The sequence below is a fragment of the Campylobacter concisus genome, assembly GCF_003049085.1.
Taxonomy (GTDB): Bacteria; Campylobacterota; Campylobacteria; order Campylobacterales; family Campylobacteraceae; genus Campylobacter_A; species Campylobacter_A concisus_H.
This window is the reverse complement of record NZ_PIQX01000005.1, coordinates 129,276-151,829: the sequence shown is the minus strand read 5'-3', so window position 1 is coordinate 151,829 and position 22,554 is coordinate 129,276. Positions and strand designations below refer to the sequence as shown.

At 37.2% G+C, this 22,554-nt stretch carries 24 protein-coding genes; 7 read left to right on the top strand and 17 right to left on the bottom strand.

Translation table 11 applies throughout. The annotated features are described in order from the left end of the window. Positions 1-76 precede the first annotated feature (76 nt). The 7 genes from trpA to CVT13_RS07510 form a co-directional block, all read right to left on the bottom strand. On the bottom strand, positions 77-826 hold the full coding sequence (trpA, locus tag CVT13_RS07540; protein WP_107812128.1) for a tryptophan synthase subunit alpha: 750 nt from the start codon (positions 824-826) through the stop codon (positions 77-79). Continuing rightward, positions 819-2,000: a tryptophan synthase subunit beta gene (gene trpB / locus CVT13_RS07535; protein ID WP_103559766.1), complete on the bottom strand. Its 1,182-nt coding sequence runs from the start codon at positions 1,998-2,000 to the stop codon at positions 819-821. The genes trpA and trpB overlap by 8 nt, the downstream gene beginning before the upstream one ends. Then, positions 1,990-2,604, bottom strand: coding sequence for a phosphoribosylanthranilate isomerase (locus tag CVT13_RS07530; protein WP_107812127.1), 615 nt, complete (start codon positions 2,602-2,604; stop codon positions 1,990-1,992). Before CVT13_RS07530 ends, trpB begins: the two co-directional genes overlap by 11 nt. Further along, on the bottom strand, positions 2,591-4,207 hold the full coding sequence (gene trpD, locus CVT13_RS07525; protein WP_107812126.1) for an anthranilate phosphoribosyltransferase: 1,617 nt from the start codon (positions 4,205-4,207) through the stop codon (positions 2,591-2,593). Before trpD ends, CVT13_RS07530 begins: the two co-directional genes overlap by 14 nt. An 85-nt stretch (positions 4,208-4,292) precedes the next feature. After that, positions 4,293-4,865: a recombination mediator RecR gene (recR, locus tag CVT13_RS07520; RefSeq protein WP_103640554.1), complete on the bottom strand. Its 573-nt coding sequence runs from the start codon at positions 4,863-4,865 to the stop codon at positions 4,293-4,295. Beyond that, positions 4,862-6,118, bottom strand: coding sequence for an ArsS family sensor histidine kinase (locus tag CVT13_RS07515; RefSeq protein WP_087579187.1), 1,257 nt, complete (start codon positions 6,116-6,118; stop codon positions 4,862-4,864). Before CVT13_RS07515 ends, recR begins: the two co-directional genes overlap by 4 nt. Then, positions 6,115-6,786 (bottom strand): response regulator transcription factor, encoded by a 672-nt coding sequence (locus tag CVT13_RS07510; RefSeq protein WP_021091583.1) that lies wholly within the window; start codon positions 6,784-6,786, stop codon positions 6,115-6,117. Before CVT13_RS07510 ends, CVT13_RS07515 begins: the two co-directional genes overlap by 4 nt. A gap of 121 nt (positions 6,787-6,907) precedes the next feature. On the opposite strand from CVT13_RS07510, the gene dnaJ reads away from it, so the two are divergent. After that, entirely contained in the window at positions 6,908-8,050 is a 1,143-nt protein-coding gene (gene dnaJ / locus CVT13_RS07505) for a molecular chaperone DnaJ (RefSeq protein ID WP_107812125.1), read from the top strand. Between the two features lie 410 nt (positions 8,051-8,460). Here the strand turns inward: dnaJ and pyk are convergent, their stop codons facing one another. After that, positions 8,461-9,912: a pyruvate kinase gene (pyk, locus tag CVT13_RS07500; RefSeq protein ID WP_107788426.1), complete on the bottom strand. Its 1,452-nt coding sequence runs from the start codon at positions 9,910-9,912 to the stop codon at positions 8,461-8,463. Between the two features lie 90 nt (positions 9,913-10,002). Here pyk and CVT13_RS07495 point away from each other — a divergent pair, with 90 nt between their 5' ends. Further along, a complete protein-coding gene (locus tag CVT13_RS07495; RefSeq protein WP_021091622.1) occupies positions 10,003-11,058 on the top strand; it encodes a TRAP transporter substrate-binding protein in 1,056 nt (351 codons plus the stop codon). Positions 11,059-11,180: 122 nt separating this feature from the next. Here CVT13_RS07495 and CVT13_RS07490 read toward each other — a convergent pair whose 3' ends face one another. The 9 genes from CVT13_RS07490 to gatC are packed head-to-tail and all read right to left on the bottom strand — an operon-like array spanning position 11,181 to position 18,638. Further along, a complete protein-coding gene (locus tag CVT13_RS07490; protein WP_107812124.1) occupies positions 11,181-11,969 on the bottom strand; it encodes a shikimate dehydrogenase in 789 nt (262 codons plus the stop codon). After that, a complete protein-coding gene (locus tag CVT13_RS07485; RefSeq protein ID WP_107812123.1) occupies positions 11,966-12,811 on the bottom strand; it encodes an SPOR domain-containing protein in 846 nt (281 codons plus the stop codon). Before CVT13_RS07485 ends, CVT13_RS07490 begins: the two co-directional genes overlap by 4 nt. A gap of 13 nt (positions 12,812-12,824) precedes the next feature. After that, positions 12,825-13,367 carry a DUF1882 domain-containing protein gene (locus CVT13_RS07480; RefSeq protein WP_107812149.1) on the bottom strand — a complete coding sequence of 181 codons (543 nt, stop codon included), beginning with the start codon at positions 13,365-13,367 and terminating at the stop codon, positions 12,825-12,827. Continuing rightward, positions 13,367-14,611, bottom strand: a complete 1,245-nt coding sequence (locus CVT13_RS07475; RefSeq protein ID WP_084041231.1) for a serine hydroxymethyltransferase — start codon at positions 14,609-14,611, stop codon at positions 13,367-13,369. The genes CVT13_RS07480 and CVT13_RS07475 overlap by 1 nt, the downstream gene beginning before the upstream one ends. Next, positions 14,608-16,116 (bottom strand): lysine--tRNA ligase, encoded by a 1,509-nt coding sequence (lysS, locus tag CVT13_RS07470; protein WP_223154669.1) that lies wholly within the window; start codon positions 16,114-16,116, stop codon positions 14,608-14,610. The genes CVT13_RS07475 and lysS overlap by 4 nt, the downstream gene beginning before the upstream one ends. Positions 16,117-16,120: 4 nt before the next feature. After that, entirely contained in the window at positions 16,121-16,588 is a 468-nt protein-coding gene (locus tag CVT13_RS07465; protein ID WP_021091630.1) for a Fur family transcriptional regulator, read from the bottom strand. 1 nt (position 16,589) lies between these two features. Next, positions 16,590-17,201 carry a CvpA family protein gene (locus CVT13_RS07460; RefSeq protein ID WP_084041229.1) on the bottom strand — a complete coding sequence of 204 codons (612 nt, stop codon included), beginning with the start codon at positions 17,199-17,201 and terminating at the stop codon, positions 16,590-16,592. Further along, positions 17,201-18,340 (bottom strand): type IV pilus twitching motility protein PilT, encoded by a 1,140-nt coding sequence (locus CVT13_RS07455; RefSeq protein WP_107812122.1) that lies wholly within the window; start codon positions 18,338-18,340, stop codon positions 17,201-17,203. Before CVT13_RS07455 ends, CVT13_RS07460 begins: the two co-directional genes overlap by 1 nt. A gap of 10 nt (positions 18,341-18,350) precedes the next feature. Further along, positions 18,351-18,638, bottom strand: coding sequence for an Asp-tRNA(Asn)/Glu-tRNA(Gln) amidotransferase subunit GatC (gatC, locus tag CVT13_RS07450; RefSeq protein ID WP_107812121.1), 288 nt, complete (start codon positions 18,636-18,638; stop codon positions 18,351-18,353). Between the two features lie 127 nt (positions 18,639-18,765). Between gatC and CVT13_RS07445 the strand changes: the two genes are divergently transcribed. The 5 genes from CVT13_RS07445 to hisG are packed head-to-tail and all read left to right on the top strand — an operon-like array spanning position 18,766 to position 21,886. After that, a complete protein-coding gene (locus tag CVT13_RS07445) occupies positions 18,766-19,329 on the top strand; it encodes a hypothetical protein (protein WP_087580345.1) in 564 nt (187 codons plus the stop codon). After that, complete coding sequence (locus tag CVT13_RS07440) at positions 19,329-20,336, top strand: L-seryl-tRNA selenium transferase (protein ID WP_107812120.1); 1,008 nt, start codon at positions 19,329-19,331, stop codon at positions 20,334-20,336. The genes CVT13_RS07445 and CVT13_RS07440 overlap by 1 nt, the downstream gene beginning before the upstream one ends. After that, on the top strand, positions 20,333-20,665 hold the full coding sequence (locus CVT13_RS07435; RefSeq protein ID WP_103580622.1) for a hypothetical protein: 333 nt from the start codon (positions 20,333-20,335) through the stop codon (positions 20,663-20,665). Before CVT13_RS07440 ends, CVT13_RS07435 begins: the two co-directional genes overlap by 4 nt. Then, positions 20,652-21,281: a type III pantothenate kinase gene (locus tag CVT13_RS07430; RefSeq protein WP_103580623.1), complete on the top strand. Its 630-nt coding sequence runs from the start codon at positions 20,652-20,654 to the stop codon at positions 21,279-21,281. Before CVT13_RS07435 ends, CVT13_RS07430 begins: the two co-directional genes overlap by 14 nt. After that, complete coding sequence (hisG, locus tag CVT13_RS07425) at positions 21,278-21,886, top strand: ATP phosphoribosyltransferase (protein ID WP_084109560.1); 609 nt, start codon at positions 21,278-21,280, stop codon at positions 21,884-21,886. The genes CVT13_RS07430 and hisG overlap by 4 nt, the downstream gene beginning before the upstream one ends. Positions 21,887-22,554: the final 668 nt, after the last annotated feature.

Sequence of the window (22,554 nt, the reverse complement as noted above, 5' to 3'; positions counted from 1 at the left end):
CTCTTCCTTAAGACTTGAAATGCATTTTCAATTATACTTTGGCTTTACTAAATTAGCTATAAATTTATTAAGCATTTTAAAAGAGTTTATCTATCTCTTTTACTAGCTTTTTACCGCTAAATTCGGCACAAAGCTTAACTATTTGCGTACCTATTATCGCTCCGTCAGCATATTTTTTTACTTCATTAACATCATCTTTGTTTTTGATACCAAAGCCCACAGCCACTGGCAGATCACTCTTTTTCTTAAGCTCTAGGACCAAATTTTTTATCCTATCTTCATCAGCCCTTTTTGAACCACTAACGCCGATCGCACCAAGAGCATAAATAAATCCTGAGCCAAATTTTAAAATTCCATCCGCTCTACTACCAGATGTGACACTGATAAGTGGTATCAGGCTTAAATTTAGCTCCTTGCACTTTAGGGCAAACTCCTCGCACTCCTCACAAGGCAGATCCGGCACTATAAAGCCACTAACTCCAGCCTCAACTGATCTTTTTAGAAATTTATCAACGCCATAAGCAAAGATGATATTAAAATAGACCAGAAAAACGAGTGGTTTTGTCACTTTTGCCTTGCAACCCTCAAGCATATCAAAGACAATATCCGTATTTACGCCATTTTGCACCGTCTCAAAGCTAGCTTGCGCTATGAGCTTACCATCAGCCAGCGGATCAGAGTAAGGGATGCCAATCTCAACTAGATCAAGCGTACTCTCATCTAAATTTTCTAAAAATTCCTTCGTTTTTTCTAGGCTTGGATATCCAGCCACGATGTAGCCGATGTTTACTTTTTTGCCACTAAATGCACTTTTTATCTTATCCATAAATTTTTCCTTTTTCGTAGCCGATAACTGTGTTTATGTCCTTATCGCCCCTGCCTGAGACATTTACGACGATGACGCTTTTTTTATCAAGTTTTGGGCAAAGCTTCTCCAGATACGCCAGCGCATGCGCGCTCTCGATGGCTGGGATGATGCCCTCCATCTTGCTTAGAAAATACAAAGCATTTATGCACTCATCATCGGTCACGGCTTCGTATTTTACCCTTTTGATGTCGTTTAGATGGGCGTGCTCTGGACCGATGCCTGGGTAGTCTAAGCCTGCTGAGATACTATGCACTGGCGATATCATGCCGTACTCATCTTGCAAGACCGTCGTTTTCATGCCGTGGATGATGCCGGTTTTGCCTTTGCTAAGTGTAGCTGCGTGATAAGGCGTCTCTATGCCAAGGCCGCCAGCTTCTATACCTACTAAATTTACGCTCTCATCGTCCAAAAATGCGCTAAAAATGCCAATAGCATTACTGCCGCCGCCAACGCAGGCGATGACGTAGTCGGCCTTTTTGCCGTAATCTGCAAGCTGAGCTTTGGCCTCTGTGCCGATGATGCTTTGGAAGTCACGCACGATCTTTGGATATGGGTGCGGACCAACGGCTGAGCCAATGACGTAAAATGCGCTCTCTATCTCATTTACCCACGCTTGAATAGCCGCCGTAGTCGCCTCTTTTAACGTTTTTAAGCCGTCTTCTACGCTCACCACTTTTGCGCCAAGAAGCTGCATACGAAAGGCATTTAGCTGCTGTCTAGCCACGTCTGTTGCGCCCATATAGACGTCACACTCTAGGCCCAAAAGTGCTGCTGCAGTCGCTGTTGCCACACCGTGCTGACCAGCTCCAGTCTCAGCTAAAATTTTCTTTTTACCCATTTTTTTAGCAAGTAGCGCTTGAGCTAGGGCATTATTTATCTTATGCGCACCCGTGTGGTTTAGATCCTCTCTTTTTAGGTAAATTTCATGTCCGTAGTGCTCGCTTAGGCGCTTTGCAAAAAAGAGCGGACTAGGCCTGCCAACGTAGTTTTTCAAAAGATCATCAAGCTCATCTTTAAACTCTTTTGTCTTTGCGATGCTCTCATAAGCATTTTCTAGCTCATCAAGGGCAAACATCACCGTCTCAGGCACGAACTGCCCGCCAAATTTTCCAAAATATGCTTTACTGTTCATCTTCTACCTCACCTATGATCTTTAAAATTCTCTCTACCTTTTGCGCATCTTTTATGCCGTTTTCGTCCTCGACTTTTGAGTTGATATCGACTAGAGCTGGCTTAAATTTCAGCGCCTCTTTTATATTGTGCTCGCCTATGCCCCCAGCCATGCCAAATTTAAACTTAACCTCTTTTAAAATTTCCCACTCAAAGCTAGTGCCATTTCCACCAGCATTTTCGCCCTTGCAGTCAAAAAGCACCATGTCAAAATGCTTAAAATCAACCTCTGGCAAGCTATCTTTCACACTAAAAACCTGCCAAATCTCAAGCTCCATATCTTTTAAATTTGCCTCTAAATTTTCACTCACCAATCCATGCACCTGAGCCACGTCAAGGCCAGCAAACTGGCAAATTTCCATTATCTCGCAATCACTTTGATCAGCAAAAACGCCAACTACTTTTTTGCCCTTGCTGTGAGCAGATTTGGCTATCTGCCTAGCTAAATTTAGCTCAACTCTTCTTTTACTTTTAGCAAATATCAGCCCGATAAAATCAACATCCAAAGCACAAACCGCACTTGCCTCATCTAGCGTTTTGATGCCACAAATTTTAACTAGCGCCATTAGCCCAAGCCTTTATAAACTCTTCATAAAATTTATACGCCTTGCCTGAATTTATAGCCTCAAGCACCATTTTTTTGGCCTCGTCTGGGCTCTTTGCGCCATCAGCTGCGTAGAGTGCAAACATCGCATTAAAAACCACGATGTCGAATTTCGCCCCCTGCTCCTCGCCTTTTAGCGTGCGGATCAAGGTTTTGGCGTTTTCTTCAGGCGTGCCACCCTCGATATCGCTGTGAAGCGCTCTTTTAAAGCCAAACTGCTCTGGCGTGATACTGTACTCAAAAATTTCTCCATTTTTTAGCTCAACAACGCTTGTTTCGCTACAAAGCGTGATCTCGTCTAATCCATCATCACCTCGAACGACTAGAGCGTGCTTTCTGCCAAGGATCTTAAGCGTCTGGGCGTAGAGCTTTAGCACTGGCTTGTGATAGACACCAACTAGCTGATTTGTAAGGTTTAAATTTGGATTTAAAAGCGGTCCAAGCACGTTAAAGACGGTTCTTATGCCAAGTCTTTGGCGCACCTCTCTCACCTCACCAACTAGCGGGTGGAAAAATGGCGCGTGGAAAAAGGCTAAATTTTTACTAGCTAAATTTTCACGCTGTTTTGCCAGCGATTTTTCACTTTTTACGCCTAAAATTTCAAGCACATCAGAGCTACCTGACTTGCTTGAAACTGCCTTGTTGCCGTGCTTTGCGACCTTTATGCCAAGACTTGCGAGGATAAATGCCACAGTTGTTGAGATATTTATCGTCTTAAAGCCATCGCCTCCAGTGCCACAAAGATCGATCATAGGCGTGTCATCACGGTAAGTTTGCGAGTATTTTAGGATATTTTTTGCAAGCGCAGCGAGGCTTTTTGGATAGAGACTCTTTTCGCTAATGAGCACCAAAAGGGCTGAAAGCTGCACGATCTCGTACTCTTTGCTGGCTATTATCTCGCAAATTTGCTCAAAGTCGCTATCATCAAGCGGGATATTTTCTTGAAGCTTGATAAGATATGGCTTAAGTGAGCGAATTTTTGGCTCTTTTACCTCTTCTTTTGCCTTATAATTTACAAAATTTTCAACGATCTTTTTGCCGTATTGTGTAAAGTAGCTCTCTGGGTGAAACTGGATACCAAATATCGGCTTATCTTTTACGCTAAGCGCCATAACTACGCCATCATCACTCACTGCATCAGCGCTTAAGCTAGCTGGGAGCTCATCGACATAAAGCGAATGGTAGCGCATAACCTCAAAGCGTTCAGGCAATCCTGCAAAGAGCGGCTCTTTATTTTTCACGTCAATAAACGAGGTTTTGCCGTGTAGTGGGTCATTTAGTCTTTTTATCTTTGCGCCAAAACTAAGCCCTATAGCTTGATGTCCAAGGCAAATTCCAAGCACCGGCACGCCAAGGTCGGCTTTTAGAATTTCTAAACAAATTCCGCTATCTTTTGGGTGCTTTGGCCCTGGGCTTAAAATAATCTTGCTTGGGTTTAGTTTTTTGATCTCGTCAAGCGTGATCTTGTCATTTCTAACGCATCTAACCTCTTCATCTGTAAGCTCTTTTACATATTGCTCAACATTAAAAACAAAACTATCGTAATTATCTATGAGTAAAATCAACCTATATCCTTTAAATTTAGCAGCGATTGAGCCTTGGCTAAATTTCTATAAATTTAGGCAAAATTATAACTAAAAGAAAGTTTAATTAGGCTTTTGTACGGCTTTCGTAGGCTTTTAAAAGTGAAAGCATGTCAACGTTTTCTAAATTTACACCAGTTGGCACGCCCTGGGCGATCTTGCTAAATGAAATTTCACTCATACCAAGCTTATCCTCGACGTAAAGCATAAGCGCGTCAGAATTTAACCCTGGCGTAAAGGCAAAAACAACCTCTTTTGAGCCATTTTGTTTGATCGCGCTTCGCAGCCTCTCTATGGTATCCTCGTCAATCTCGTCAAGCACGAAGTAAAGGCCGTTATAAATGCCATTTTGCTCAAAAACTAAGATATCTTTTGGGCTCTCAACCAGCAAGATGACCTCACTGTCCCTACTCTCGTCACTGCAAATGTCGCAAATTTCATTTTCACTTAGCCCACCACAACGCTCACAACGTTTGATAAACCTCACTGCGTCTTCGATATTTTGAGCGAGCCTTAGCCCTGCAAAGCTATCTTGCATGCAGACAAAGTAGGCAAACCTTGCGGCTGATTTTTTACCGACACCTGGCAGCTTAGCAAAAGACTCGGTTAGCTCGTTAAATTTTTCTAAGCCTCTTTTCATGCGCGTTTTGCCTTTGCTTTAAGTAAAATTTTAAAGACGTGATAGCCGTCTTCGTAGTCATAAACTAGCTCAAATTTTTGCATCTGACAAATTTGCTCGATAATATAAAGTCCAAGCCCCATACCACTTCCCGCACTTACCTTATCGCCTCTAACAAAGGCTTGTTTGTAGTAGTCAATCGGATGATTTAGCTTTTTGCCTAAATTTTTAACCGCTATAAATTCGCTATCGCAGATCAAGATGGCCTTTTTGTCCTCTGCGTATTTTAGGGCATTGTCTATCAAATTTTTAATCGCCAAACTAAAAAGCTGAAAATCCACTCTTAATATGACGTCATCTCTGATGTCGCAGCTCACTCGTTCTTCAAATTTATCAAGCATGAGCATATCTTGCACTTGCTCCAAAATAAGCGAAAAATGGCACTCTTGGTAGTTTAGTGCGTAGCTTTTAGAAAGGAGCTGTTCGACCTTGCTAAATTCATTTATCAGCATCTCAAGTCGCTCAAAAACGTTTATGAGCCTCATCTTTTGGGTCTCATTTGCGACCATTTCAGAGACGATCCTGCCCTTGCCAATAGGAGTCTTTAGCTCATGCATAATCGCACGTAAAAATAGCTGCCTTGAGCGGATGAGCTCTCTAATCTTGCAAACAGCGTTATCAAACTCAACAGCGACTTGTCCGATCTCGTCTTGCTCATTTTCATTTAGCCTAGCCGTCATCGCCATTTCCATATTTCCGCTGGCAAATTTTCTGATATCTTTACTAAGCCTTCTAAGTGGCGAAAGACTTCTAAGAACTGAAACATAAAGTGAGATGAGAAGGGCTGAAACTATCAAAAATGCAACCCAAAGCGGATCATTTACGTGTCTTGCATCATTACTTTCAAGAAGCAGCTGAAAAGACGGGTTTTTAATAAGCAAATACAAATCGCCTTTATAATTAACCGATTGCACCACTCCAAGAGGTGTGTGCTGCGTAAAAACAACAGTTCCATTTGTAGCTATTGAAGTGGCTAAATTTTTATTTCCAACATACTCTAAGTAAAAATTTTTAAAATAATGTTCTAAATCTCTTGGGGGATTTCCGCGTTCATAGAGTGCGACAAGATAGTTCATCGCACTTATTTGTCTATCTTTTAGCTTTTCTAAAGCGCTTTCTTGCTGAATGTTTGCAAAAGTTACAAAGAGCAAGCACATCAGCGAGAAAGCTATGGCAAAGATAATAGTTATCTTCGTAGTTATGGAATATTTCATCCGATAAGCTTATATCCTATGCCTCTTACTGAAAATATATGTTTTGGGGCTTTTGAGCTATCACCGATTTTTGATCTAAGGCGTCCAATAATAACATCTAAGCTCTTTGAATCTTTATCTTTTAGGCTTTTGCAGTTATAAACTAGCTGTTCACGTGATACTGAAAAGCTGTGTTGCTTAATGAGATAAGTTAAAATTTCATACTCAGCTGGAGTAAGAGCTAATGGCTCATTGTTAAAGTAAATTTCGTGGCGTTTATCATCTATCCTAAATGCGCTATCAACGACCTCTTCTTGTACTTCATTTGTCTTTTTGTATCTTCTTATAAGACTTGTGATACGAGCATACATCTCTTTTGGATCGTATGGTTTTGGCAAATAATCATCTGCTCCTAGCTGAAGCCCAACGACCTTGTCGCTAATATCGCTTCTAGCTGAACTTATAATAATAGGAATGTCGTATTTTTGGCGAATTTCTTTACAAACCTCAAGCCCATCAATACCCGGCAAAGTAAGATCAAGTATTAACAAATCATAGTTTTTTATCCCAGCACTAAGTCCTAAATATGGATCTTCAAAATTCGTAACTTTTATATTAAAACTATCAAGATATTCAGATAAAATTTGTGCAAATTCTGGATCGTCTTCTATCATTAAAACATTAACCATGAATTATCCTTTTTATTAAAAATGTAGAGATTATACGGCAAAAATGTAAATTCTTTTTTAAATTTAAACTTTTTTGGGTAAAATCCCATATTTAAAATAAGCTTAATTAACAAGGAAAAATGTGGAATTTGACTATTACGAAATCCTTGAAATTTCAAGAAATGCAAGCGGAGATGAGATCAAAAAAGCCTTTAGAAGACTTGCTTTAAAATATCACCCAGATAGAAATTCTGGCGACAAAGAGGCTGAACTAAAATTTAAACAAATAAATGAAGCTTATCAAGTTTTAAGTGACGAGCAAAAACGCTCTATCTACGACAGATACGGCAAAGAAGGCCTTGAAGGTCGATTTGGTAGCGGTGGCGGATTTAGTGCCGATTTTGATCTTTCAGATATTTTTGACTCATTTTTTGGTGGCGGTTTTGCAAGTAGTTCTAGACAGAGAAAAAGATACTCCGAAAAATACTCAGCCGATCTTGAAATTCCTATAAATTTGGAGTTTAACGAAGCTATTTTTGGTTGTGAAAAAGAGATAAAATTTGATCAAAAAGTACCTTGCCCAACATGCAATGCGACTGGCAGTAAAGATGGCAAGAGCAAGACTTGCCAGCACTGTGGCGGAAGTGGCAGGATAACACGCGGAAATGGCTTTATGAATATCGTCCAAGAATGTCCATATTGTCACGGAAGTGGTGAAGTAATAAGTGAGCCTTGCCCTGATTGTAACGCAAAAGCTTACAAAACCCAACAACAAACTGTAAAGATTACCATCCCTGAAGGCGTTGATAGCGGCATGAGAATGAGAGTAGCTGGCAAAGGCAATATCGGTACGAACGGCGTTCAAGGCGATCTTTATGTAAGCATAAACGTAAAAGAAGATAAGCATTTCATTCGCCACAACGACGATGTTTATCTAGAAATTCCTGTCTTTTTCACGCAAGCTATACTTGGCGAAAGCATAAAAATTCCAACTCTTCGAGGAGAAGCTGAGCTAAAACTTCCAGTTGGTGCAAAGGACAAGCAGCAATTTATATTTGAAAACGAGGGCATTAAAGGTGTAAATTCGCGCAAAAAAGGTAGGCTCGTAGCGCAAATTTCTATTCAAACGCCTGAAAAACTAAGCGATGAGCAAAAAGAGCTTTTAAATAAGCTTCAAGCTAGCTTTGGCATAGAATCAGGTAAATCAAATACTGATGAAAGCGTCTTTGATAAGATAAAAAGCTGGTTTAAAGGCGATGAGCCAAAAGGCAAAAAGAAAAAATAAATTTAGATTTGTGACGTCAAATTTAACGTCACAAATTCTTTCAAAATAAATTTTATATATCCTAATTTTTACAAGTAAATTTCACACAAATTTTAAAATTTCATGAACGGAGAATTTTGGCTCCAAATTTAGTAGCCTGCTAACGCGAGTGAGATAAGATTTTAAAATTTACAGAAATAAAACAGCATATATTTTTTATTCTTTTATTAAGAGAGAAGGGAGCTTAAATTACGGTCTGCTTGCAGTTGCGAGCTAGCAAAGCAAAAGAACTCCATTCTCCCTTAATAATCCCTCTATCCTGACAAGTTCAAGGTGCATGCGTTTTGCTATCGAGCAAGTGTCAGGCAAATCTTAGCAGTCAATTCTTACAAGCAAGCAAAATTTTAAAATTTGCAAGAGAGTATATAAATTTACTCAGTTGCAAGCTCTAGATAATAATCAAGCTGATCGCGTCTGATAATACGTATAAGGTTCGTGCTACCCTCAACACCCGTAGGGTGACCGGCTGTGACAAGATAAGTCTTGTCGTGTTCAACATATCCCTCTTCATACGCCTTTTTCATGACATTTGCTAAAAGTGAGCTAAGCTTTGTTTTTTCTAGTACAAGCGCTGGCGTAACACCCCAAGCAAGGGTAAGCATGTGAGCTGTTTGCTCATCGTGAGCGACTGCAATGATGTCAATGTTTGTGCGGTTTCTAGCTAATTTTATAGCCGATTTTCCTGAGCCAGTGATTGAGATTAATGCATCTGCTTTTATGCGAACAGCAAGAGATGCGGCGCTACTTGCCACCATATCAGTCTCGTCAAAAAAATCAAACTCATCAAATTTATTATATGGATAGATGCTTTGAGTTTGGATGATCGTTTTACTCATCGCCTCTACGACCGCGACTGGGTTTTTACCGATCGCACTCTCTTCACTTAGCATAACAGCATCAGTGCCGTCTAATACAGCATTTGCTACGTCGCTGATCTCCGCTCTTGTGGCAGTTTCATGCTCTGCCATGCTTAGCATCATTTGAGTTGCTGTGATGACTGGCTTGCTGGCTGCATTTGCTTTTTTGATGATGAGCTTTTGGATAGTTGGAACCTTATAAAATGGCACTTCTATGCCAAGATCGCCACGAGCTACCATGATACCATCACTCTTTGCAATGATGTCGTCTATATTTTCAACCGCGTCAAATTTCTCGATCTTAGATAAAACGGCAGCTCTTGAGCCAAATTCTTTTAAGATATTTTTTGCCTTTATTACGTCATTTGCATCTTGTACGAAGCTAATGGCGACAAAATTTACGCCATGCTTTGCGCCAAATTTCATATCTTCTTTATCTTTTGGTGTGATGATCTCTATGCCAAGGGCTGTATTTGGGAAATTTACGCCTTTGTTTGAGTTTAAAATTCCATCATTTTCAATGATAGTTTTTACTATTTCTTTACCTTCACTAATGACCTTTGCTCTTATAGAGCCATCATAGAGATAGACATACTCGCCAACCTTTAGCATTGGCAAAATTTGAGGCTGATTTAGACTTACTTTATAAATTCCTTTTTCTACTTTTTCACCAACGATATCCTCTGCGTAAATGCTTAGTTCATCGCCGGCTTTTAGATAAAATGGCTCACTAAGCTTACCAACTCTGATCTTTGGGCCGCAGATATCTTGTAAAATTCCTATTCTTTTATTTAGCTTTTTTTCGATATTTCTTATCTTGTCAATGTTTGATTTATGGTATTCGTGTGTCCCATGGCTAAAATTTAAACGAAAGACATTAACACCTGCTTTTACCATCGCCTCCATTGTCTCTTCATTATCACTTGCTGGCCCCAAAGTAGCTACGATTTTCGTCTTTTTTATCATTTTATGCCCCATAAATTTGATTTTTGCGATTATAACACATTTTAATAATGTAATTTTTTGTATAATAGGCAAAATTTCAAAGGAGAAGATATGAATAAATTTTTATTAGCGTCTCTTGGTTTAGCAGCTGTTGCTTGCGTTGCTATGGGAGATGATAAAGTTTATAAGCTAAAGCTTGCTAGCTCATGGGAGAGCACTATGCCAGTGCTTGGTGATGTGCCAAAAGAGCTAAAGGATAAAGTTGAAAAGATGAGTAATGGCAGACTTGAGCTAAGGATTGATTATCCATCAAAGCATAAATCACCTTTTGCGATGCTTGATTTTGCTAAAAGCGGTCAATACGACATTACCTACACAAGTAGCTATTATTATAAAGGCAAAGATGCTAAAACTATATTTTTTACAGCAACTCCATTTATGATGAATACTGACGAGCAAACAGCTTGGTATGAATTTGGCGGTGGTAAGGAGCTTGAGGCAAAAGTTTACGATCCATACAATATCAAAATTTTTAGAGCTGGAAATACCGGCATGCAAATGGGTGGCTGGTTTAAAAAAGAGATAAAATCACTAGATGATATCAAAGGCTTAAAGATAAGAATTCCAGGCTTTGGTGGTGAAATTTACGCTAAACTTGGCGCTAACATCAATACTATCCCAACTGGTGAGCTTTACATGGCCCTTGAGATGGGAACGATCGACTCAGTCGAATGGGTTAGCCCAGCTTATGATATGGCACTTGGCTTTCACAAAGTGGCAAAATACTACTACACAGGCTGGCAAGAGCCAAACGGTGAAACCCAATTTTTCTTTAATAAAAAATCATACGAGAAGCTTCCAGATGACCTAAAAGCAATCTTTGAAGCAGCTGCAGCCGAAGTAGCAAGAGATGCAAATACAAAAGTATTTTATTCAAATGTCGAGTACTGGGATAAAATGAAAAGCGAGTATCCAGACATCCAAGTAAAATCTTTCCCACCAGAAGTAATCGCAGCTCTTAAAAAAGCCACAAATGAGCTTCTTGATGAAGAGAGTGCTAAAGATCCATTATTTAAAGAGATCGTTGAGTCGCAAAGAGCTTTCCTTAAAAAAGCAAGAGAATGGACTAAAATTTCTGACTACGCTTATATCAAAACAAATGAATAGTAAAATTTAGCAGGGATCTTCCCTGCTTTTTATATTTACTCCAATTACTTTTAATAAAAATTTTTAATCAAAATGTTTTTATACAAGCCATAAATTTTTACAAAAATAAATACTGGTGGCTATTATAGATAGAAAATTTCTCTCATTGAGCGCTCTATCTTTGACTCATCGAGTGTATTGTTAAAAAATAAATTTAGTGCTAAAACCGCTTGATATAAAAGCATATCGGCGCCATCTTTTACACTAAGGCTGCTTTGCTTGGCCATTTCTAAAAATGGTGTCTGTTTGCCATAAATCACATCAAATGCGAATTTAGCATCCTTAAAAATGCTTTTTAAAATTTCTTTAGGTGCTGGTAGAAAATCATCCTTTAAACCAGCAGAGGTCGAGTTAATGACTAGATCAAATTTTTGCTCTTCGTAGTTATCCCAGCTAAAGCATTTGTACTCATCTTTAAATTTCTCAAGCCTATCTTTGCTTCTATTTAGTATGCAAACATTAATACCTTGTTCTTTTAATGCATAAGTTATGGCATTTGCAGTACCGCCAGCTCCAAGGACAATAGCTTTTTTTACATCTTTAAAATTTTTTATTGCTTTTAAAAACCCGGGCGCATCTGTGTTATATGCATAAATTTTGTCATTTTTAAGCACAAGCGTATTTGCAGAGCCTATTTTGCGTGCTATATCCGAAGCTTCATCGGCTAAATTTAAAGCCCACTCTTTATGTGGAAGTGTTACGTTTACACCATTTAATTTTAAGGATTTAAATTTATTGACTAATTCGCTGCCATCTTTTAGCAAGACTCTTGTGTAAAGTGCTTTTAAACCCAGGTCTGCAATGGCTTTATTGTGCAGCCTCGGAGATACCGAGTGAGCTATTGGATCTCCAAAGACTGCGAATGTTTTCATTTTGCTCTAAAGATAAAAGCGTCTTTATTGATATCTTTTCTAATATCGCCTACTGCTTTTTGAAGCGTTTTTTCATCAAATGGACCAACTAAAATTTTAGTCAGCTCGCCAACTTTTATAGTCTTGTAGCTATATCCCTTGGCAGCGATCTTCTTCATATACTCAGCATTTGGATTAAATTTACTAGTCACAAACACTTGAACGTAAGAGCCTTTTGTAGCAGGTTCACTTTTAGCTACTTCAGCTTTTTTATCCGTTTTTTCTACTTTGGTTTCAACCTTTTTTTCAATCTTTTTATCTATTTTATTTTCAGTTTTGGCTGGTTTTGACTCACTCTTTTTATCAGTAGCTGCCACTTTTTCGACTTTTTTAACTGGAGCATCTACCTTTGTCTCAGCTTTTTTAGCTGGTATTTCAGCTGGCTTTTCAATAGGCTTAACTATCTCTTTTGACTCTTCGGTTTTAGAAACAGGCTTATTGTTTTCTTTATCTTTTAGCTTTTTGATCATATCTTCAAATTCATCTTGTTGCTTATTTTCAGGCACGATCGGTACTTGCTCAAAAAGCTGTGTATCGCCTTTTTTATTGTCTGAATTTGTATCAGCTATCGGAGCTTGTCTATCTACTGGCTGCTCAGCTGGTACTGGAGGAAGCACTAGTCTTGAATCAGCTTCATTTTGCGCTTGTGAAGGATCACTTGAATTTACTAGCTTCATAGCCACTACAATGATCAAAAAAAGTATAATAAGAGCTGCTATAAATATAAGAAGTTTTTTTAGCTTCAATCCCCTTGCGTCATCATCTCTTTCTAAAAGAATATCTTTTAACTCATCATTTTCCACTTTTTATCCTTAATTACATATATTTTGACCAACTTGCCCCACGCTCCTTTTGATAGAGCTTATAAGGTAAAGTTAGTATATTAAATTCTTTTGGCATATCGATATTTGGAAACATTCTCCACTCTTTAGGTAGCTTCTGTGAAAGCTTTGCGTTGAGCACGTTTGCTAGCTGGCAAGCCTCATTTAGCGTAGTGTGACCTTTATGCACATAAAGGTGCAGATGCCCTGGCGTCTTGCTCTCGTAGGCTGTAAAATTTATAAAGCCCTCTTCTCTTAGAAGAAGCTGTGCTTTATGCCAAAATCTATCAGGGGTTCTGCCGTTATAGTCAAAAACTATATTTTCAACTTTATCATATGCATTTATTAAAGAGTGCGCGATAACAGCCTTACCCTCTTCATGCTCTTTCATGACACCGTAAGTTAGTGGCTCATTTATCTTTTCAAATTTATCAAAGAAAATTTTGCCTCTGTATTCTATTTTATTAACGATCGTATCACGCTTGATATAGTAGTGAGTTGTAATAATCTTTATAAGTGCCGTATCAATACTTTGCATCAAAATGTCGCTTTATCATAGATTATAAATTTATGAGCAAGTTCAACTAGCTCAGCTTTTGTCTTCTCTTGTAAAGATGTGTTGTTTATGTCGCTTAGAACGTCAGCTATTTTGTTTGCTATTAGCTCAAACTCAGCCTCTTTCATACCACGAGCCGTAAGCGCAGGACTACCCACACGTATACCACTTGTGATAAATGGACTTCTTGTCTCGCCAGGGACTGTGTTTTTATTTACAGTTATGCCAGCATTTCCTAGAGCGATGTCTGCGTCCTTACCGCTAAAATCTCTATTTAAAAAGCTCATTAAAATTAGATGGTTATCAGTGCCACCGCTTACTAGGTCAAAGCCTCTTTTTATTAGTACTTCGCCTAATTTTTTAGCATTTGCTTTTACTTGTTTAGCATAAATTTTCCACTCAGGACTAAGGTTGTGCTTAAAACCAACTGCTTTTGCTGCGATAACATGAACTAGTGGTCCGCCCTGGATACCTGGAAAAATAGAGGCATTTATCTTCTTAGCATACTCTTCGTTATTTGTCATTATTATGCCGCCTCTTGGGCCTCTTAATGTTTTATGCGTAGTTGAGCTTACGACATCGCAGTATGGGAAAGGACTTTGATGCTCACCAGCAACAACAAGACCAGCAATGTGAGCAACATCTGCAAAAAGTATCGCCCCAACAGCGTCAGCTATCTCACGGAATTTTTTAAACTCGATCTCTCTTGTGTATGCACTTGCGCCACAAACGATCATTTTTGGTTTTACTATCTTTGCGATATCCATGACTCTATCGTAGTTTATGCGGCCATCAAGCTCGACGCCATAGAAAAAGCTCTCATACATCTTGCCAGAGCTACTGACCTTTGCGCCGTGTGTTAAGTGTCCACCATGGCTTAGATCCATGCCTAAAATTTTATCGCCTGGATTAAGTAAAGCGCCATAAACACCTTGATTTGCCTGAGAGCCTGAGTTTGGTTGAACGTTTGCAAATTCACATCCAAAAAGCTCTTTACATCTATCAATCGCTATTTGCTCGATCTCATCGACAAATTCGCAGCCACCATAATATCTCTTGCCAGGATAGCCTTCAGCGTATTTGTTTGTTAGGATTGAGCCCATTACTTCCATAACTTCTGGATATGTAAAATTTTCACTAGCGATCATCTCAAGGTGATCACATTGGCGTTTTAGCTCTAAATTTACTAGATCGTAAATGTCCTTATCGTAGCTTTGCAAACTCATTTTTCATTCTCCTTTATCTCATTTTTAAGTGGCCTCATCGCTGGGAAGAGCACAACATCACGTATTGATTTTTTATCAGTTAAAAGCATAACAAGCCTATCGATGCCTATACCCTCACCTGCAACTGGTGGCATGCCGTATCCTAGGGCTTTTACATAGTCCTCATCCATCTCGTGTGCCTCATCATCGCCTGCGTTTTTAGCATCGATTTGCGCTTTAAAACGGTTGTATTGATCGATTGGATCGTTTAGCTCGTTAAAGCCATTTGCTAGCTCACGACCAGCGATAAATAACTCAAATCTCTCAGCCACATCAGGGTTTGCGTCACTTCTTCTTGAAAGTGGACTGATCGAAATCGGATAATCAATAACAAAAGTTGGGTGGATTAGTTTGCTCTCTACATAGTTATCAAATAGCTCAGCCTGCAAGTGACCAAGATCGAGCTTCTCATTTGCTTCAAGGCCATCGGCTCTTAGTTTTGCTAAAATTTTATCTTTGTCGTTTATGATATTCTCATCTAGTCCGCCGATCTCAACGAGAGCTTTTTTGTAGCTTATTCGCTTAAATGGCTTACTAAAATCAATCTCCATGCCGTCAAAATTTACAACCTTTTCCATATCTAGCTTGTCTAAAATGACATTAAAAAGATCCTCTGTAATGCCCATTAAATCGTGATAGTTGTGGTATGCCCAGTAAAACTCTATGCTTGTAAACTCAGGGTTATGAGTAAGATCCATTCCTTCGTTTCTAAAATTTCTATTCATCTCATAAACAGCTTCAAAGCCACCTACTATAAGACGTTTGAGGTATAATTCAGGTGCGATCCTTAGATATCTCTCGACTCCAAGAGCATTATGAAAAGTGATAAATGGCTTGGCGTTTGCACCGCCTGCTATTGGGTGCAGCATCGGTGTTTCAACTTCTAAAAAGCCTTTTTCTTCAAAAAATCTTCTAATCGTACTAATAATCACCGAGCGTCTTTTAAAATCAGCTCTAACTTCAGGGTTCATTATCATATCAAGATATCTTTGGCGATATCTTGTCTCAACATCAACTAGGCCATGATACTTCTCAGGAAGTGGGCTTATCGACTTTGAAGCAAGGCTAAGCTCGCTTACATGCATAGAAAATTCGCCAGTTCTTGTTATAAATGCATAACCTCTAACATAGACGATATCGCCTATCTCTACGTATTTTTTAACGATTTTAAACCACTCTGGATCAAGCGTTTTATTACTAAAGTAAATTTGTAAATTTCCATCTTCATCTTCGATATTTGCAAAAACCGCTTTTCCAGCATCACGAATGAGTTTTATTCTACCTGCAAGACCTACTAGCTGACCTTCGGCCTTTTTTTCTTCTGTATCATTAATGTAGTTAAATTTTAGTCTAAATTTAGAGATATTCATATCTCTTCTAAGAAAATGTGGATATGGATTAATGCCTAAATTTCTTAGCTCGTCTATGCTTTGTAGTCGTTGAATCTCATGTTGATTGTCAAATATCACCTTACTTTCCCTTTATATTATTTTTTGAGCATTTTTCACAAATTCCATAAAGCTGCATCATATGACCAGTTAGTTTAAAGCCATGATCTTTTGCGATACTGATTTGTCTTTTTTCTATCATTGGATCTTCAAATTCTATGATAAGACCGCACTTTCTGCATATCATATGGTCGTGATGTGGCTTTGTGGCAAGCTCAAATTTTTTACCTTGCGAACCAAAGCTGATTGATGTCACCATCTCTGATTCTTCAAGTAGATTTAGTGTTCTATAAACAGTTGCGATACCAATATTTAGCTCAGGGTGTGTCTCTTTTATAAAAAGATAAAGTCTTTCTGGAGTAAAGTGTTCGCCATTGTTGTATAGCGTTTTTAGTAAAATTTCACGCTGTTTCGTATATTTTAAACCATTGTCGCGAAGCACTCTTTTGAATTTCTCAAGCAACGCATCATATTCTAAATTTTCTATCATCTTATTCCCCTTTTGTGATATTAGAGTCGGTATTTACACTAGCATTTGCATCCATTGAGATAAATGCATCAGTTTTATTTGTATCCATTGGTCTTGCCACTATCTCATCTAACTCACTTTTGATATTTTTCACATCAAGATTTGTTATCCATTTGCCAGTTTCTATCAAAACCGGATAAACTTTACTGTTCGCAAAATAAGGAGCAATTATATTATTTAGCGAAGTACCAGATATTACAGCAACTACTGCCGAAAATGTTAAGAAAATTTTTCCACTTCCCATAACAAATCCACCAAGTCTATCCAAAAAACCAAGCCCACTTACTGAAACTATTTTTGATAAAAATTTACCAACTAGCAAGCAAACTAGCCAAAAAACTAGCCAAAGAGAGATAAATGCAACAAACTGTAAAAATGAAGGATTTTCAAATTTATATATATTTTTAGTTATAAACTCACCAGATAGATCTGAAAACCTGCTAGCTATAATTAAGCCACCGATAAGTCCGATAAGTCCGAAAGCTTCTTTGATAAGTCCATTTAATATGCCTTTTATGCCAAGCATCAAGACAAGAGCAATAATAATAATATCAAACCACGTTACTAAATCCATTATATAGTTCCTATTAAATTTTGAAGTTCTTGCTGGCTAGTTGAATAAGCTAGCGCATTTTCTTTTGTAATCTTACCCTCTTTTAGCACTTTCATCAAAGCCTGAGTTTGCGTACTCATGCCAGTTTGTTGTTGATTTAGCTGCATCTGAGAGTAAATTTGATGTATTTTATTTTCACGTATCAGGTTTGAGATCGCCATATTGTTTATTAAAATTTCATGCACCGCGCATCTTCCACCGCCTATCTTTGGGATTAGACTTTGTGAAACGACAGCAGTTAGCGAAACACTAAGCATATTTCTTACTTGTAATTGCTCGCTTCCATCGAAACTATCAACGATCCTATTTATAGTTTGAATGGCTGAATTTGTGTGAAGCGTACCAAAGACTAAGTGTCCAGTCTCAGCCGCCGTGATAGCCGTTGAAATCGTTTCCCTATCTCTCATCTCGCCCACAAGTATGATATCTGGATCTTCGCGAACCGCAGATTTTAGAGCCCTTGAATAAGAAGTTGCGTCAGTGCCGATATTTCTATGAGAAAATAGAGCTTTTTTATTGTTATGCACAAACTCGACTGGATCCTCAATTGTAATAATATGCTTTCTATAATTTAAATTTATCTCATTAAGCATGGCTGCAAGAGTTGTTGATTTACCACTTCCTGTCGGTCCAGTAACCAAAATAAGACCTTTTTCACGCTTAATAATGTGTTTAAAAATTTGTGGAGCATTTAACTCATCAAGAGATGGGATATTGATTGGGATTATACGAAAAGCAGCAGCTAAATCACCATTCATGGTATAGTAATAGTTGCCACGAAAGCGACCAATATCTGGAAGCTCGATCGCAAAGTCAAGCTCTTTATTATTCTCAAGTTCACTTTTTTGTTCATCAGTAATCAAAGCAGAACATAAATTTTCTATATCCTTACCACTTAATATGCCAAAATTAATGGGCTTTAAAGCACCATCTACTCTTATTTGAGGCTCAGATCTTGAAACAAGGTGAAGATCGCTTGCCTTATCACTCACAACAGTTTTTAAAAGTGTTTTTATATCGCTAGCAAGATTATTAAGGCTATTATCTTCTGGTATTTTTACACTTAAATTCTTTGCCTGAAGCTGTTCGATTAGATCCATATTTTTACCATTATTCTATTATTTTTGGTACAGCAAAAAAATGCCCTTCACGTGAAGGAGCGTATTTCAAGATCGTATCAATCACATCACTTGGTCTTGACTCATCTTCTCTTAAAGGTGTGCCACCTTTTATAGAGCTAACTACAGCTTCATCGCTACTTAGATCAAGTTCGTTTAAAATATCAACAAAAGATACAATCTCGCTTAGTTGTTTTTTTACTTCTTCTCTTTTTTCATCACTGATTTGTAAGGCAGAAAGTTTTTCTAATTTATTTAAAAGAATATCATCTATTTGCATTATATAAATAACCTTATTAATTAATTTTGAGCCATTATATCACATTCAAGCTTTAATTTTGGGATAGTTTTAATTTAATTATGTTAAAATCTGCGAATTAAAATTTTTAAAAAATAAAGGAAAAGCGTTGGCTATAAAAGAAGATCTAACACAGATAAAACAAGAGATTGGTGCTCAAGAACAGTTTTTAGAAAGCATGATCAAAGGTGAGCGTTTCTTTAGAAAGTATAAAAAATTTATGATAATTGCCATTATTGTTGCCGTCATTGCAATTATTGGATTTTATTCGAACAAAATAATAAATGATAATAGAATTGAAGATGCAAATTTGGCTTACTCAAAGCTCATTTTAAATCCAAACGATGCAAATGCCTTAAGCATTTTAAAAGAAAAAGAACCAAATTTATATGCACTTTTTTCACTTCAGCAAAAGCTTGATAAAAATGAGACAAATGGTATTAGCGAGCTTGCAAATTTAAAAGTAAATCCTATAGTAAAAGATATTATTCTTTCACAAAATGGTAATGCAAACACTCAAATTTTAAGCGAATATAGCACGCTCTTAAAAGGTTTTGAGCTTTTAAAACAAAACAAAATCAAAGAAGCAAATGATGAGTTTAATAAAATTTCACTCGACTCTCAACTTCAAACTTTAGTTAAAAATTTAAAACACTATCAGGGAATAAAATAATGAAAAAAATTACTCTTTTCTTGGCTTTTGCCTTGGCTTTAGTTTTAAGCGGATGTGGCACAAAAAGACAATATTTCGAGCCAGCTCAAACCTCTGGCAAAATTTCTTTGTCAAAAGATATGCCATCTTATATCAAATCAGCAAATGCAAATGGTGCCACTCTTGATAACGGCAATATTATCACCAAAAACGGCCTAAATACAAACATTAAGTTGCCTGAAAATTTTAATTTCTTAAATGAAAACAACGGCTTTATCATCTCATCTAGTATAAATGGCGATCTAAATGTGACAGATCCTAGTGGACGCAGCGTTTATAGCAATAAATTTCCAACAGCAATTGTTGCTGCTTCTCTTGATCAAAACCTATTAGCAGCTATCAGCGCGACAAACCACATCTATCTAATAGACATAAATACCGCAACAACAATAATGGAATATAGCTCGTCTAATATAGCAGCAGTTGATTCAAGGGTCGTAGCACCATTTTTTATGAGCTCGCTTATCGTTTATCCGGCATTAGATGGCAAAATTTACATAGTACAAAAAGAGACTGGTAGAATTTTACGTGACGTGGTCGTAAGCTCTGAAAATTTCTTTAATAACATCATATTCTTAGGCGTTGAGGGTGATAACTTAATAGCAGCAACAGCAAAAAAACTAATCGTCATTAACCCAAGTCAAACGGTTTATTATGACGGTGAGATCAAAGATGTACTAGTTAATAACGATGAAATTTATATCTTTAAAAAAGATGGTACGATCGTAAGAACAAATCTTATGCTAAAAGAGCAAAATAAAGTAAATTTCAAATTTGCCATCTTCTCAGCAGCCACTATTATCAATAATAAGCTCTACGTAATCGAAAAAACAGGCTACGTTATAAAAACAAATTTAGACCTCAGTGGAGCTGAAATTTATGAATTTAGCGATGAGATAAAAGATAAAAGCTTTATGGGCAATGGTGCCTTTTATTATGATAATGAGCTTGTTAATTTAGGGCAATGAACCAAAAAATTTGGGAGCTTTTTGAAGCCAAAAAAATTCTCTTAAAAGATATCAAAGAACTTAACACAAGTGAATTTAGCACAAAAAAGACGCTTGATATCTTTTGGGGAGTGGACAATAAGAGCTTTTACAATCTTGTCTTTTTAAGAACAGCAAAAAGTAGATTGCTACGCAAAGAGGCTTTGGAACTTGAAGAAATTTCTAAAAAAATAGAGATGAAATTCCAAACAAATCTAAGAAAAAAAACTATATTTTATAGCTCAGAAATTTGTTCTAAAGCCTTAAAAGAACTACAAGACAATAATTGGCGATGTTATGATTTTGTGTAATATAGGCAATACTAACGCTACATTTTTAGAAGATGGCAAAATCTCACGTATGAAAATTTCTGAGTTTAAAAGCTATAAGCCAGAAAAAAAAGTATATTTTATATCCGTAAATGATGAAATTTTAAATATTTTAAAAGATAATAAGATGTTTGTGGATCTAGAACCATTTTTTACTATTGATACGATATACCAGGGTCTAGGCGTAGATAGAATAGCTGCATGTTACTCTATAAATAATGGCGTAATCGTTGATGCTGGAAGCGCGATAACGGTTGACATTATGGCAAATTCTATCCATCTTGGAGGATATATCTTGCCAGGTATTTCAAGTATGCTAAATGCCTACAAAAGCATCTCGCCACGACTTGATATCACTATAAATTCACAAATTGACATAGATGCTCTACCGCAAAAAACAGCTGATGCCGTGAGTTATGGCATTATTAAACCAATAATAACTCTACTAGATAAACTAGCCGGTGACAAAAAAGTATATTTTACTGGTGGAGATGGCGACTTTTTGTCAAAATTTTTTAAAAATGCTATTTGCGACAAGATGCTTGTTTTTCGTGCCATGCAAAAGCTAATAACTGAAAAGAAAGATATGACAATATGATAACAGTAGCACTACCAAAGGGAAGAATAGCCGAGGCAACACTAGAAATTTTTAGAAAAATTTTTGGTTCAAGTTTTTTATTTGAAGATAGAAAATTAATCCTTGAAGAAGGAAATTTTAGATTTTTAATGGTTCGCAACCAAGATATCCCAACTTACGTCACTGAAGGTGCGGCTGATATTGGTGTAGTGGGGCTCGACGTACTTGAAGAGCACAAGCCAAATGTTGTAAGGCTACTGGATTTAAAAATCGGACAGTGCAAAGTTTGCATTGGCATAAAAAACGACTCTGAACTAGATCTAAACCAGCCAGAGCTAAAAATAGCCACAAAAATGCCAAATATAACAAGAAATTATTTTACAAAACAAGCCGTAGCTGTAAAGATCATCAAGCTTTATGGCTCGATCGAACTTGCGCCACTAGTTGGCTTAAGCGACGCGATAGTTGATGTAGTCGAGACTGGCTCAACCATGAAACAAAACGGACTAAAGATCGCTGGTGATATCATGCAAAGCTCAGCTTATCTAATAGCAAATAAAAATAGCTTTATCATTAAAAAAGATGAGATTTTAGAGCTTTACAAAAAAATCAAAGAAGAGATTTAAGGTCCTTCTCTATTATCATAAAGTACAAAAATTTCTCTAGTGATATAAAGTCCGATTATTTGCTTATAAATTCTTTTAGAATAACGCGTTGGTAGTTATTTGCATACTTTTATATTAATTTATCTTAATAGATTGGTGCTTATCCAAAGAGTGATCTAAATATTACAAAGATAGTAGTTTCTGACGAGCTAAGAGCCAAACATAAGCTAAAGCCTCATCACGAGTATCTAAGCTTTGATTGTATTGATTGCCATCAAAAACCAAGGCGATAATCCTAGCAAATTTAAAGAGATCGGTGACAATGGCTGCACTAGCTGCAATAAAATATCAGCACAAGCTCAAAAGATGTATACTCACTATAAAAAATTCTTGGCAGTGGTAAAGAGCTAAAATGTGTAAGTTGCTGCTATGAAGCAGGACATAGCGCTGGCTTTAGAAATTACCCTGAATACTGGAAGCCAATATATAAAAATTTATGAAAGATGATTATAACCCTATAAAAGAAGAAGAGGAATTTTTAAAACAAAAGGCTGATAAGAATAATACAAAACATGTTGGTGGGTAGTCTAAACTTTCTATTAATCAGGCAAGCAATTTAGTCTTACCTAATTGTACCTATTATATAAAGCTTTTTAATAAAAATTTATATTATAAATTGACTAAATTTA

Excerpts from the sequence above, each read along its gene's own strand:
- trpA (WP_107812128.1), bottom strand. The coding sequence starts at position 826 with ATGGATAAGATAAAAAGTGCATTTAGTGGCAAAAAAGTAAACATCGGC.
- trpB (WP_103559766.1), bottom strand. The coding sequence starts at position 2,000 with ATGAACAGTAAAGCATATTTTGGAAAATTTGGCGGGCAGTTCGTGCCT.
- CVT13_RS07530 (WP_107812127.1), bottom strand. The coding sequence starts at position 2,604 with ATGGCGCTAGTTAAAATTTGTGGCATCAAAACGCTAGATGAGGCAAGT.
- recR (WP_103640554.1), bottom strand. The coding sequence starts at position 4,865 with ATGAAAAGAGGCTTAGAAAAATTTAACGAGCTAACCGAGTCTTTTGCT.
- CVT13_RS07515 (WP_087579187.1), bottom strand. The coding sequence starts at position 6,118 with ATGAAATATTCCATAACTACGAAGATAACTATTATCTTTGCCATAGCT.
- CVT13_RS07510 (WP_021091583.1), bottom strand. The coding sequence starts at position 6,786 with ATGGTTAATGTTTTAATGATAGAAGACGATCCAGAATTTGCACAAATT.
- pyk (WP_107788426.1), bottom strand. The coding sequence starts at position 9,912 with ATGATAAAAAAGACGAAAATCGTAGCTACTTTGGGGCCAGCAAGTGAT.
- CVT13_RS07495 (WP_021091622.1), top strand. The coding sequence starts at position 10,003 with ATGAATAAATTTTTATTAGCGTCTCTTGGTTTAGCAGCTGTTGCTTGC.
- CVT13_RS07490 (WP_107812124.1), bottom strand. The coding sequence starts at position 11,969 with ATGAAAACATTCGCAGTCTTTGGAGATCCAATAGCTCACTCGGTATCT.
- CVT13_RS07480 (WP_107812149.1), bottom strand. The coding sequence starts at position 13,367 with ATGCAAAGTATTGATACGGCACTTATAAAGATTATTACAACTCACTAC.
- CVT13_RS07475 (WP_084041231.1), bottom strand. The coding sequence starts at position 14,611 with ATGAGTTTGCAAAGCTACGATAAGGACATTTACGATCTAGTAAATTTA.
- CVT13_RS07465 (WP_021091630.1), bottom strand. The coding sequence starts at position 16,588 with ATGATAGAAAATTTAGAATATGATGCGTTGCTTGAGAAATTCAAAAGA.
- CVT13_RS07460 (WP_084041229.1), bottom strand. The coding sequence starts at position 17,201 with ATGGATTTAGTAACGTGGTTTGATATTATTATTATTGCTCTTGTCTTG.
- CVT13_RS07455 (WP_107812122.1), bottom strand. The coding sequence starts at position 18,340 with ATGGATCTAATCGAACAGCTTCAGGCAAAGAATTTAAGTGTAAAAATA.
- gatC (WP_107812121.1), bottom strand. The coding sequence starts at position 18,638 with ATGCAAATAGATGATATTCTTTTAAATAAATTAGAAAAACTTTCTGCC.
- CVT13_RS07440 (WP_107812120.1), top strand. The coding sequence starts at position 19,329 with ATGAAAAAAATTACTCTTTTCTTGGCTTTTGCCTTGGCTTTAGTTTTA.
- CVT13_RS07435 (WP_103580622.1), top strand. The coding sequence starts at position 20,333 with ATGAACCAAAAAATTTGGGAGCTTTTTGAAGCCAAAAAAATTCTCTTA.
- CVT13_RS07430 (WP_103580623.1), top strand. The coding sequence starts at position 20,652 with ATGATTTTGTGTAATATAGGCAATACTAACGCTACATTTTTAGAAGAT.
- hisG (WP_084109560.1), top strand. The coding sequence starts at position 21,278 with ATGATAACAGTAGCACTACCAAAGGGAAGAATAGCCGAGGCAACACTA.